Here is an 11,867-nt window from a genome sequence, read left to right on the forward strand (position 1 = left end):
AATACCGATATCGATTCGTTGACGTTCGGGTGCGATGAGCATCATGGGTGGGTGGGTTCGGGTGATGGTCAGTGGGCGACGACGAAGGCGGGTCCGGGTCATGAGTATCCGGGTCGTACGTTGTGGCATGCTCCGGTGTCGGTGGATCCTTCTCGTCGGGGTCGGGTCAATCATTTTCATCATCCGAACGAGTACATCTATTCTGCGCAGTCCGGGGCGGGGTCGGTGCAGGTGCCGAAAGACCGGGCAGCGCAGGACAGGCACGCGCAGGGCAGGCACGCGCAGGACAGTGGATTCTGGGGCGGGACAGGATCGAACAACGCAGGATCGAACAACCCAGGATCGAACATCACAGCTTCCGACAGCGCAGGATCGAACAGTGCAGGATCGGGCAAGTCTGATGGGCCTGGGACCTGCGGGTCGGAGCCGGGCGTACCACCGCCTGCCTGACCGCGGGGCGTAGGGGGCTTGTCATCCCTACGCCCCGCGGGTGGGGCTCCGCGCAGGGGGCCTGAGACGCCAGGAGCGGCACTGAGCAACACATGTGCCGCCTACAGTCATGCGCTGACCGTGATTGCCGCTGCTGACCATGCACATGATCAACTTCTGATTTTCCTTACAACGCCGCCATCCGCTTACAACCGAAACTTCGGTTTTAAGCGGATGTTTGCGTTGTAGGGGTCAGAGGTGCGGCGAAACTCCAGGGCGCGCCTGGCGTCGGCCACCGATGTCGAGGGTGTGCACCTATCAGAAGTCGCGCTCGATCCTGAGAGTGCCGATAGTGGTTGCGAGGGCGTCGTATTGAACGACGAGGAAGAGGAACTCGATCAGTTGCCGCTCGTCGAACTCGTGCGACAGTGCGCGCCACGTCACGTCCGACAGGTCCTTGGTGTCGAGTAGTTCGTCGGTGGCGGTCAGGATGGTTCGGTGTCGATCGCTCAGGCCGTCGGCGGACGGCCCCTCGTGTACGAGTGCGAGTAGCTCGGCGGTCACTCCGAATCGCCGGCCGAGTCGGCTGTGGTGATCCATCTCGTATCCGCAGTCTCGGAGGAAGGCGACACGGTTGATCACCAATTCTGTTTCCTTACGGGAGATCCGGCCCCCGGGCATCATTCGTCCGCTGAAGATCAGCCACCCGCGGAACAGCCCTTTCGCGCGGCCGACGGTACTGAACAGGTGGGCGTCCGGTGTGCCTGCCACCTTCGACAGGGCCCGCCACAGCGTCCAGTTGATCGGGCCGAGATCCTTGAACGAGCCGGTCGGGATGCGTGGTGTGCTCACGAGTCTCGACGCTACCTGCGCGGCTTGTCGTGCACCAGGTGGTACGAGTCGTCGATCAGATCCTCGACGAGTTCGAAGGGAACCTCACCGCCGAGGTCGATCGTGATCCAATGCCGCTTGTTCATGTGGTAACCGGGCACGATGTGCTCGTGTTCACCCACGAGCACAGCCGCGTGCTCAGGGGCGCATTTGAGGGTGAGTCTGTCCTCGCCCGCTCCGATCACCGCGAATACATTGCCCGCTGTCTTGTAGACGGATGTGTCGGGTCCGAACGGATGAGTCAGCGCAGCACCCGGCAGCGCGCCGCACAGTGCGTGCACGCGGCCGGGCGAGGTCACGACTTGCGCCAGTGATCGAACCGATTCTTGATGTCGGATGCGACGTCGCCGATGCCGTTGCCGACGGCATCGACGGCTCCGGTGAGGCCGCTGCCGAGGTCGCGGATGGTCCTGATCAGCGGATCCTCGGACGTATCGAAATTCTGCTTGTAGGTCTTGGCTGCGCTCCGGAACTCGTCGCCGACCTTGGCTTCGTGGTCCTGCGACTTCCGTGGGTAGTCGCCGCGGAGCACTGCGGCATAGCCACCAGTGTCGACCCATTTCTTCAACTCGGATGCGCGGAGCACCGAGAACGGATGCGACAACAGTTCGATGTTGAGTAGTTTGAGCACGCCGTCGCGGAGATCTCCGCTGGCCTCGTATTCAGCGGCCTGGGCGAGGAATGCGTCGATGTCGATCTCGCTGATCCGTGCCCCACCGGCCAGCTTGAGCTGAACGCGAATGGCGGTGTGAATGTCCTGGCCGCACAGCAATCCGGCTCGGTCGCCCGAAAGTTCGGACTTGCGTTGCCATTCCATCAGTCCCGCGATGATGGCCCGAAGAGCCCAGCCGCCCACCGGAATCCACCCGATCGTCCCGGCCAGGCGCATCAGGTGCATGAGAATCGTGCGGTACACCGCGTGCCCGGACAGTGCATGTCCCAGTTCGTGTCCGACGACGAAGCGTTGCTCCTCGTAGGTCAGTATGTCCAGAAGACCGGTTGTCACGACGATGAACGGCCGGTCCATTCCGATCGTGAACGCGTTGACCATCGGGGACTGCAACACGAACATCTCCGGCACTTCCTCGGCGCCGAGTATCCGGACGCAATCCGCACGGAGATCGTCGAGGTCCTTGAACTGCCTGCTGTCGACGCGAACCGACGTGGCGAGGTACATCAACCGATGCTGTCGCTCCTGGAGAAGCCCGGACAGCGTCCGCAGCACCGTGTCGAACCCCTTGAGTGTTCGGAGGGTGACGAGCGCTGCCCGATCCGAAGGGTGTTCCCACGTGCGCGAGCTGATGTCGGGGAATTCTGTGCGCGTGCGATCGGGTGCTGACGTCAAACCATTCTCCCAGCGTCGAAGACTCGTTGTCCAAAGTATCAGTAAAACCGGCTGCTCGGTCGGTACGTACGAGCACTGTCAGCGTCACCCACGCTTAGGCTAACCTTCACCTTTCAACCACATCGACACGCGAAGGATTCGAAGAACAGTGCCGAAAACACGCTCGACGTTCGCTGGGTTCGTGGCAGTACTCGCCGCGTCCGCCTTGACTCTCACCGCCTGTTCGGCGGACGACCGAGCGGCAGCTACCGCGGATTCGGGGACCAGGTCCGTCGAACATGCCCGCGGGACGACGGAGGTGCCTGCGTCGCCAGTGCGCATCGTCACGTTGGAACCTGTCGAACTCGACACGAGTGTGGCGCTCGGTGTCATTCCCGTCGGCACGGCCGTTCTGAGCGAGGCGACGGGAGTGCCCGCCTACCTCGGAGAGCAAGCCGAGGGCATCACCTCCGTCGGCACGGTTGCCGAACCGCAGATCGAGGCGATCGCGGCGCTGAAGCCGGACCTCATCCTCGGCACCGAGACCCGTCACTCGGAGTACTACGACCAGTTGGCCGCGATCGCACCGACCGTCTTCATGGCGTCGCAATCGGATCCCTGGCAGGACAACGTCCGTCTCGTCGGACGTACGCTCGGCCGCGAGGACGAGGCGGAGGCGCTCCTCGGCGATTACCGAGACCGGTGCGAGGACATCGCATCCGAGTACCAGACCGCGGGCAAGACGGCACAGCTCATCCGGCCGCGCGACGAAGTGCTCACGCTGTACGGACCGCTCTCCTTCGCGGGAAGCACTCTCGAGTGCGCAGGTTTCGAGACCCCACCGCGCGACGAGTGGGCCGACGAGATATCGGTCGACCTCTCACCGGAACTCGTCGGGCAAGCGCGCGCCGACCTGATCGTGGTCACGACGACGAATCCGGCTGCCCCTGACGCCATTCCGGCGTCGATCACCGCCAACGCGGCGGCGTTGCCGAATCCGCACGCGGTGGACCAGTCGTACTGGATCACCGGCGTCGGGCCCAAGGGCGGTCAAACCGTGCTCGACGACATCGAACGCATTCTCTCGCAGCAGAACTGACACGGTCCCTCAGAGTCGGAGGGCGCCTGCCATCGATACGGCTTGCCTGGCGCGTACGAGTACCCGATCCCGTGAGGTGTCGATGTGAGCGATCAACGCGGCCCGTGCGTCGTCGAGTCTGCCCTCGACGATCGACTCACCGATGGCTATGTGCTCGTCGATCCGGGCGAGAATGTCGTCGGAGGGCATGGCGCCCAGCATTCGCACCGGCCGCACCTTGGCGTTGACGGCGCGCAGTGCCTCGGTGAGGGCATGATTGCCCGACGCGGCGAGCAGGCTCGTGTGGAACCGTTCGTCCATCAGCATCATGTCGGTGTCGTCGGGCGGTGACTCACGTGCCGTCAGCCAGATCTCCAACTCGTCCGAGATGACCTCGGCGTCGTGGTGGAGAGTGGAATCCTCGATGGCCCTGACTATCCCGCGCACTTCGAGAGTCTGTCTCAGCTCGTACAGGTCGGCGAGATCGTCGACGTGTGGCCGGTAGGGGTGCAGTCCGTCGTCGCCGCGGGTGACGAGGCCGTCGGCCTGCAGCCGTGCCAACGCCTCACGCACGGGTGTGCGTGAGACGCCGTACAATTCGGCGAGCCGTTCCTCGCCGAGACGTTCGCTTGCAGTGATGGCGCCGGAGATCAGATCCCGGCGAAGTGAAACGTATACCTTCTCGCGAAGGTCCTTACGTGGCAGTGTTTTACGTGCCATTGCTGTACACGCCGTCAGATCGCCATCGCTGCACGCACGTCGGCCTCGGAATCGCCACCACCGGTGCCGGTGGATGTGATGCGCCCGGCCTCGAGGATGTAGTAGTTCTGCGCAGATTCCAGAGCGAACCCGATGTGTTGCTCGACGAGCAGTACGCCGAGGCCACCGCGTCGCGTGAGGTCGAGGATGGTGCGTTCGATCTCGGCGACGACGGACGGCTGGATGCCTTCGGTGGGTTCGTCGAGAATCAGCATCTTCGGTTCGGTTATCAATGCACGAGCAATCGCCAGTTGCTGTCGTTGACCACCGGACAACAGGCCTGCACGTCTGGTGAGCAGTTCCTTCAATGCCGGGAAGAGGTCGAGAGCTTCGTCGATCAGCGCCTTTCCGCGCTTGCGGCCGTCGGCGACGACCTGGAGGTTCTCAGCCGTCGTGAGCTGCCCGAACGACTGTTGCCCTTGCGGGACGTACGCCAGGCCGCGGGCGACGCGGGCACTCGGGCGGAGCGAGCTGACGTCCTCCCCGTCGAAGATCACCTTGCCGGATGTGACTTTCAGCAATCCGACCGCCGCGCGAAGAAGCGTCGTCTTGCCTGCACCGTTGTGTCCCATGACTGCGGCGACGCCGTCGGCGGGCACCGTGAGAGACGCACCGTGGATGACTTCGCTGCGGCCGTAACCCGTACGTACGTCGACGAGTTCAAGCATTGCTCTCTCCTTCTTCTGCGATCTGCTCGAGCTCTTCGCCCGCGGCGGCAGTGCCGAGGTAGACCTCTTGGACCTTCGGGTCCGCCTGCACTTCGGCGACGGTTCCCTCGGACAGGATCTTTCCGCCGGCAAGAACGGTGACCGAGGTGGCAAAAGCACGCATGAAGTCCATGTCGTGCTCGACGACGACGACCGTGCGTTCCCCACCGATGCGGCGAAGGAGCTCGCCGGTCTGTTCGCGTTCGTCGTGGCTCATGCCTGCGACAGGTTCGTCGAGAAGGAGAACATCGGCGTTCTGTACCAACAACATTCCGATCTCGAGCCACTGCTTCTGCCCGTGCGCAAGAATGCCTGCGGGCTTGTCCCGCACGTCGGCGAGTCCGATGGTGTCCAGCGCCTCCTCGATCTCGGCGGAGACGGACTTGCGTTTGGCCAGCATGGTCGTCCACTTACGACCGGATCCTGCTGCGATGTCGAGGTTCTGCAGCACGGTCAGCTGTTCGAAGATGCTTGCGGTCTGGAAAGTGCGGCCGACACCGAGCCGCGCTATCTGGTGCACCTTCTTGCCGAGCAGTTCGACCCCGGATTTGGTGACCGACCCGGTGGCCGGGACGAGTCCGGTGATGGCGTCGATCAGGGTGGTCTTGCCTGCACCGTTGGGGCCGATCAGGAACCGTAGATCACCCTGCATGAGAGTCAGATCCACATCCGTGTTGGCCTTGAAACCGTCGAAGCTGACGGTGAGGCCACGCACTTCCAGATACTGGCTCGACATTCCGGCATTGCCGCCGAACGTGGGCGCGTTGCCTTCGACGTGGATCATGTGACCAGCTCCTTCTCTTCGACCTCGACGACGTCGGCGGTGCCCGCTTTCGCCTTCTTGCGTCGCCTCAACGTGAACAGCCCTGCTACGCCCGCGGGGAAGAACCCGACGACGACGATGAACAGCAGACCCTGCGCGTACGTCCAACCGGACGGGAACTGCTCCGACAGTGTCGTTTGTGCCCATGCGACACCGAGGGCGCCGAGGACAGGGCCGAGGAGTGTGGTGCGTCCGCCGATCGCGACTCCGATGAGGAATGCGATGGACGGGACGATGCCGACGTCGTTGGGGGAGACGATGCCGACGATCGGTACGAACAGTGCACCTGCGAGTCCCGCGAAGAACGCAGCGGTGACGTACGCGACGATCTTGACGTTGGCGGGGTCGTAGCCGAGGAACCGAACGCGTTCTTCCTGATCGCGTACCGCGACGAGAAGTTCACCGTACCTGGAGTACATCAGCTGGCGGGTGATCGCGACGACGGCGAGCAACACGCCTGCAGCGATGAAGAACAGCATCTGCTTGTTGACGGGGTCGTTCAGGTTGAATCCGAAGAACGTCCGGAACCTGTTGAGGCCGTTGGATCCACCTGTGCTCTGCTGCCCGATCAGCAGGATCGCGAAAGCAGCGGCCAGCGCCTGGCTGAGGATCGCGAAGTATGCCCCTTTGACCCGTCGTTTGAAGACGCCGAGGCCGAGCACGAGGGCGACGAGGCCCGGGACGAACAGAATGCCGAGGATGGTGACGAACGGCGACTGGAACGGAACCCAGTACGACGGCAGTTCACGGATGCCTGCGATGGACATGAAGTCGGGAACCGCGTCACCGCGCAGGTCGGCGTCGGAGATCTTGAGGTGCATCGCCATGATGTAGGCGCCGAGTCCGAAGAACACGCCCTGACCCAGCGTAAGCATTCCGCCTCTGCCCCAGGCCAATCCGATGCCGACTGCCACAATCGCGTAGCAGATGAACTTACCGAGCAGGTTCAGGCGGAAGTCGCTGAGAACAGCGGGTGCGACGGCGAACAGAAGGATGGCGGCGACCGCGAAGCCCAGAAGTGCACCACGTTTCGCGATGAAGGTACTCATACCAAACTCCTTGTCTTGACCGCGAACAGGCCTTGCGGGCGGGCTTGCAGGAAGATCACGATCAGGACGAACAGGATGACCTTGGCGATCGACGCGGTGGTGTTGTACTCGATGAACGAGTTGATGATGCCGAGCGCGAAGGCTGCGATCACCGCACCCTTGATCTGCCCGAGTCCGCCGACGACGACCACCAGGAATGCGTCGATCAGGTAGCTCTGGCCGACCGTGGAGCTGGTGGAACCGATGAGCGTCAGCGCGACGCCTGCGACTCCGGCGAGGCCGGAACCGATGAAGAACGTCGAGATGTCGGTCTTGCGTGAGGAGATGCCCGACGTCTCGGCGAGATCGCGGTTCTGCACGACGGCGCGGATGCGTCGGCCCATCGGAGTTGTCTTGAGCGCGAACGACAGTGCGAGAACGCAGACGATCGCCAGGACGAGAATGAAGATTCGGGTCTTCGGGATGACTGCCCCGAGGATGTCGACGCCGCCGGACAGCCAACCGGGAGAGACGACGTTGACGGCGGGGGCGCCGAAGATGTCGCGGGCGAGCTGCTGCAGAACCAGTCCGACACCGAACGTGACGAGCAGCGTGTCCAGCGGACGGTGGTACATACGCCGGATGAGTGTGACCTCGAGCAGGACGCCCATGGCGCCGCCCACTCCGAATCCGACGATCAGTGAGATGAACAGGGACGCTCCGCCGGTGGAGACGACCTGCTGTACGACGTACGCGGTGTACGACCCGGCCATGATGAACTCACCATGGGCCATGTTGATGACGCCCATCTGCCCGAACGTCAGCGACAGACCCAACGCCGCGAGCAGAAGAATCGATCCGATACTCAGGCCGGTGAACAGCTGCCCGACTACGACATCCATGAAGGCTCCTTCTTCGGAGCTCGTGAGCCTCGCACGTACTGGGTACGCGCGAGGCTCACGAGGGTGGTCAGTTGAGGTCGGAAGCCCAGTCGTAGGTCTCCAGGAAGGGGTCGGGCTCGATCGGTGCAGGCGACTCCCAGACGGTGTAGATCAGGCCGTCGGCACGGATTTCGCCGATGCGTGCGGTCTTGGAGATGTGGTGGTTGTCGCCGTCGATGACGACTTCGCCCTCGGGGGCGGCGAAGCTGACGCCGTCGGCCGCTGCCTGAATGTCGCTGACGGCGAACGAATCTGCCTTCTCGACGGTGTTCTTCCAGAGGTAGACCGAGGTGTAGGCGGCCTCCATGGGGTCGGAGGTGGGCTTGTCGGCGCCGTACTTGGCCTTGTAGTCGGCCACGAACGTGGTGTTCTCCGGTGAGTCGACGGTCTGGTAGTAGTTCCAGGCAGTCAGCTGACCTTCGATGTTCTGTGCGCCGATGCCCGCGACCTCCTCTTCCGCGATGGATACCGAAATGACCGGCATGTCAGCGGCTTTGAGGCCTGCATTGGTGTACTCGCGGAAGAAGGCGACGTTGGAGTCGCCGTTGAGGGTGTTGAACACGGCGTCGGCATCGGCGGCGCGAACCTTGTTGACGATGGTGGAGAAGTCCGTCGATCCGAGGGGGGTGTAGTCCTCGCCCTTGATCTCGATGCCGTTCGCCTCGGCGTATGCCTTGATCTCACGGTTGGCGGTCTGCGGGAAGACGTAGTCGCTGCCGACCAGGTAGAGGGACTTGACTCCTTGCTCCTTCAGGTAGTCGAGCGCGGGAATGATCTGCTGATTGGTGGTGGCACCGGTGTAGAAGATGTTGTCGGAGGCTTCGAGGCCCTCGTACTGCACCGGGTAGTACAGGAGTGCGTCGTTGTCCTCGAACACCGGCAGCATGGCCTTGCGCGACGACGACGTCCATCCGCCGAACACTGCTGCAACGCAGTCGCTGCTGATCAGCTTCTCGGCCTTCTCCGCGAACACGGTCGGCTCCGAGGCGCCGTCCTCGGCGACGACCTCGATCTGCTTTCCGTTGACTCCGCCGGAGGCGTTGATCTGCTCGATTGCGAGTGCGATCGAATCACGCACTGTCACTTCACTGATGGCCATGGTGCCGGACAGTGAGTTGAGCGAACCGACCTTGATGGTGTCGCCCGAGGTGTCGACGCACGACTCGGATGCCGCGCCACTGTCGCTCGATGCGGTATCGCCGGCCTTGCTCCCACACGCGGTGAGGGTCAGGCCGACCATCGCCAGTGCGGCCGGAAGTACCAGCGCGCGGATGGCGAACTTACTGGAAGGAAGAGCAGGCATCTTGCAGCCCTTTCGCTTGTATACGGAGTTGTATTCGCGATTGCAGACAGTAAAGGGGAAGTATTGCGCGGACATGTTGCGCGGTGACGAGTTCGTTTCGCGTATTACCGAACTGTAAACATGGTGGCGCGCCGCCCATCCGGGGATTCGGCGGCGACGACGGATGTGGCGGCACGTGCGGCGGTGGGCGCAGCCGTTGCGCGGCAACCACTCGGAATGACAAGAGGGGTTGACATCCGGTGACAAGTCGGCTTGACTTTTGTCATGACCGACGCGCTGAAGACCACTGCGTCGAAGGCAAACGCCTTGAAGACGAACGCCTTGAAGACCAACGCGGTGCGTGAATTCAGGAAGGCCGCGCGGATGACGCAGGCCGAGCTCGGGAAGGCATGTGGGGTCAGCAGGCAGAGCATCGTCTCCGTCGAAGGCGGCGACTACGCGCCGAGCGTCTACCTGGCGCTGAAGCTGGCGAAGGCGCTCGATGCCACGGTCGAGGCGCTGTTCGGAGAAGGGGAGTGACGACCATGAGCAGATTCACCATGAGCAGATTCATCAGGGCGATGCGCTTCGTCGGCGACCTGGACGACGAATTCTACGACGACGAACTGCATCGGGACGTATGGAACGAAGCCTCCGCCGTCGGGTTCCAGCTGTTCGTCTGGGTCTCGCTCGTTGCGGCCGCGATCCTTCCCTGGGTCGCCGGGATCGCCGGTAGCTGGACCAGCGTGGGAGTGCTGCTCGTGTTTCTGTCGGTGGCGACCGCGGTGCTCGGGTACACGAGGGCGCGCGGTCTCGACATGCATACGTCGCAGAAGCTCACTCGTGCACGCATCTACGGCGCTACCGGCATCTACCTGCTCGGTGCAGGTAGCGCGGCAGTGACGCTTCTGGCGGAATACGGAGGCGGGAACACGCGGTCCATCGCAGCGGGTGCCTCGATCGGTGTGTGCGCAGGCCTCGCGGCCGGCATCCACGGCATCGTCCGCAAGAGACGGCTGGAACGTGAAGACGAAGCCCGCGCCGAACAGGAAGAGCTCCTCGAACTCGAGAAGGAAGGCTGATCACCATGAACCCTTTCGTCAAGACTCTGCGCTTCGTCGGCGACCTCGACGACGAATTCTACGACGACGAACGGCAGCGGGATGTGTGGAACGAGGCTTCTGCCATAGGGTTTCAGCTGTTCTCCTGGGCGGCGATGATCGCTGCGGCAGTGCTTGCCTGGACCCTCGATCGGACCGGGGCATGGATCGCACTCGGTCTGTTGCTCGTCCTCACGGTCGTCACCACGCTGACGATCTGCTATTCCTGGGCCCGGGGCGTGAACCTGTACACCGCGTCGAGAATCGGCCGCGTCCGCGGCTTCGTCGTCGCGCTGATCATCCTGGTCGGCTACATCGGAGCGCTGGTGACGCTGCAACCCGATCTCTTCGTCGATGCCAGTACGTGGGCCGGTGGCATCGTCGGCGGTCTCGCCGGTGGCGGCGTCGTCGGTGCCGGAATCTGGTACCTGCGTAAGCGCAACGCGCGCTTCGAGGCAGAAGAGATCTGAGCCGCTCAGTGCGCTGAATTGTCCTGCGGGGAAGGCTGATGCTGCGTGATGCAGTGAATTCCGCCGCCACGTTCGAACAGGGGGCGCGCATCGACCGTCACGACCTTACGCCCCGGATAGGCTTGCTGCAGAATGGATGTGGCCTCGGCGTCGGCCGGATCGTCGAAGCTGCAGGCGATGACGCCGCCGTTGACGACGAGATGGTTGATGTAGCTGTAGTCGACGTACCCCCCCGAGTCCTTCAGCACGCAGGGAGCGGGCATCTCCACGATGGCCCACTCGTTCCCGTGTCCATCGTGCGAGGAGCCGAGCACGTCCACGATCTGCTTGCTCACCTCGTAATCCGGATGCTTCGGGTCACGCTGGAGGTGAACCATGACCGTCCCCGGCGTCGGGATGGATGCGACGATGTCCACGTGGCCCCGGGTGCCGAAGCGTTCGGAGTCTCGGGTCAGGCCGCGTGGTAACCAGATGACGTGGCTCGCGCCGATGGTTCGTGCCAGCTCGGCTTCGACATCGGCCTTCGACAGACCGGGATTGCGGCCGGGATCCAATTGCACTGTCTCGGTGACCAACACGGTGCCGGTTCCGTCGACCTGGATACCGCCGCCCTCGTTCACCATCTGCGAGACCACCCGCGGTGCACCGGAGAGATCCGCGACGAACTCGCCGATCCGACAGTCGCGATCCCACTGCGCCCACTCCTGCCCGCCCCAGCCGTTGAACACCCAGTCCACCGCAGCGACGGAACCGTCGGCCGCATGGACGAACGTGGGACCGATGTCGCGCATCCACGCGTCGTCGAGCGGCGCTTCGACGATGTCGACGCCCCCGGACAGATACTTCCGCGCAATCGCAGCTTCCGCCGGATCGACGACGACCGTGACAGGTTCGAACTCCAGAACGGCGTGCGCGACGGCCGCCCACGTCGACCGGGCTTCGTCCTTGGCTGCCTCGTCGTCGCCGAGCGAATACCCCTCGCACGGAAACGCCATCCACACCCTGTCCTGCGGCGCGGTCTCGGCCGGCATCGTG

General features: G+C 63.4%; 14 protein-coding genes and 1 pseudogene. 5 read left to right on the plus strand and 10 right to left on the minus strand.

Translation table 11 applies throughout. The annotated features are described in order from the left end of the window. A pseudogene (locus RY1_RS14465) lies at positions 1-450 on the plus strand (hypothetical protein); the annotation flags it as partial. A gap of 297 nt (positions 451-747) precedes the next feature. Here RY1_RS14465 and RY1_RS14470 read toward each other — a convergent pair. The 3 genes from RY1_RS14470 to RY1_RS14480 are packed head-to-tail and all read right to left on the minus strand — an operon-like array spanning position 748 to position 2,665. After that, entirely contained in the window at positions 748-1,281 is a 534-nt protein-coding gene (locus RY1_RS14470) for a carboxymuconolactone decarboxylase family protein (RefSeq protein WP_072804292.1), read from the minus strand. An 11-nt stretch (positions 1,282-1,292) separates the two neighbouring features. After that, positions 1,293-1,619 carry an MmcQ/YjbR family DNA-binding protein gene (locus RY1_RS14475; protein WP_072804293.1) on the minus strand — a complete coding sequence of 109 codons (327 nt, stop codon included), beginning with the start codon at positions 1,617-1,619 and terminating at the stop codon, positions 1,293-1,295. Continuing rightward, positions 1,616-2,665, minus strand: coding sequence for a M48 family metallopeptidase (locus tag RY1_RS14480; RefSeq protein ID WP_072804294.1), 1,050 nt, complete (start codon positions 2,663-2,665; stop codon positions 1,616-1,618). Before RY1_RS14480 ends, RY1_RS14475 begins: the two co-directional genes overlap by 4 nt. A gap of 148 nt (positions 2,666-2,813) precedes the next feature. On the opposite strand from RY1_RS14480, the gene RY1_RS14485 reads away from it, so the two are divergent. Further along, positions 2,814-3,743, plus strand: a complete 930-nt coding sequence (locus RY1_RS14485; RefSeq protein WP_218019802.1) for an ABC transporter substrate-binding protein — start codon at positions 2,814-2,816, stop codon at positions 3,741-3,743. 9 nt (positions 3,744-3,752) lie between these two features. On the opposite strand, the gene RY1_RS14490 is transcribed toward RY1_RS14485, so the two are convergent. The 6 genes from RY1_RS14490 to urtA form a co-directional block, all read right to left on the minus strand. Next, positions 3,753-4,442 (minus strand): GntR family transcriptional regulator, encoded by a 690-nt coding sequence (locus tag RY1_RS14490; protein ID WP_072804295.1) that lies wholly within the window; start codon positions 4,440-4,442, stop codon positions 3,753-3,755. Positions 4,443-4,456: 14 nt separating this feature from the next. Next, positions 4,457-5,149: an urea ABC transporter ATP-binding subunit UrtE gene (urtE, locus tag RY1_RS14495; protein ID WP_072804296.1), complete on the minus strand. Its 693-nt coding sequence runs from the start codon at positions 5,147-5,149 to the stop codon at positions 4,457-4,459. Then, complete coding sequence (gene urtD, locus RY1_RS14500) at positions 5,142-5,972, minus strand: urea ABC transporter ATP-binding protein UrtD (RefSeq protein ID WP_072804297.1); 831 nt, start codon at positions 5,970-5,972, stop codon at positions 5,142-5,144. Before urtD ends, urtE begins: the two co-directional genes overlap by 8 nt. Continuing rightward, complete coding sequence (gene urtC, locus RY1_RS14505) at positions 5,969-7,060, minus strand: urea ABC transporter permease subunit UrtC (RefSeq protein WP_072804298.1); 1,092 nt, start codon at positions 7,058-7,060, stop codon at positions 5,969-5,971. Before urtC ends, urtD begins: the two co-directional genes overlap by 4 nt. Next, positions 7,057-7,941: an urea ABC transporter permease subunit UrtB gene (gene urtB, locus RY1_RS14510; RefSeq protein WP_072804299.1), complete on the minus strand. Its 885-nt coding sequence runs from the start codon at positions 7,939-7,941 to the stop codon at positions 7,057-7,059. Before urtB ends, urtC begins: the two co-directional genes overlap by 4 nt. 67 nt (positions 7,942-8,008) lie before the next feature. Beyond that, positions 8,009-9,283 (minus strand): urea ABC transporter substrate-binding protein, encoded by a 1,275-nt coding sequence (gene urtA, locus RY1_RS14515; protein ID WP_072804300.1) that lies wholly within the window; start codon positions 9,281-9,283, stop codon positions 8,009-8,011. 264 nt (positions 9,284-9,547) lie between these two features. Between urtA and RY1_RS14520 the strand changes: the two genes are divergently transcribed. The 3 genes from RY1_RS14520 to RY1_RS14530 are packed head-to-tail and all read left to right on the plus strand — an operon-like array spanning position 9,548 to position 10,832. Further along, complete coding sequence (locus tag RY1_RS14520; RefSeq protein WP_072804301.1) at positions 9,548-9,802, plus strand: helix-turn-helix transcriptional regulator; 255 nt, start codon at positions 9,548-9,550, stop codon at positions 9,800-9,802. A 5-nt stretch (positions 9,803-9,807) separates the two neighbouring features. Next, positions 9,808-10,344, plus strand: a complete 537-nt coding sequence (locus RY1_RS14525; RefSeq protein ID WP_245819671.1) for a hypothetical protein — start codon at positions 9,808-9,810, stop codon at positions 10,342-10,344. Positions 10,345-10,349: 5 nt separating this feature from the next. Next, positions 10,350-10,832, plus strand: a complete 483-nt coding sequence (locus RY1_RS14530; protein WP_072804302.1) for a DUF2029 domain-containing protein — start codon at positions 10,350-10,352, stop codon at positions 10,830-10,832. 5 nt (positions 10,833-10,837) lie between these two features. On the opposite strand, the gene RY1_RS14535 is transcribed toward RY1_RS14530, so the two are convergent. Further along, complete coding sequence (locus RY1_RS14535) at positions 10,838-11,863, minus strand: agmatine deiminase family protein (protein ID WP_072804576.1); 1,026 nt, start codon at positions 11,861-11,863, stop codon at positions 10,838-10,840. Between the last annotated feature and the right edge of the window lie 4 nt (positions 11,864-11,867).

The sequence above is a fragment of the Rhodococcus yunnanensis NBRC 103083 genome (assembly GCF_001895005.1).
GTDB classification, from domain to species: domain Bacteria; phylum Actinomycetota; class Actinomycetes; order Mycobacteriales; family Mycobacteriaceae; genus Rhodococcoides; species Rhodococcoides yunnanense.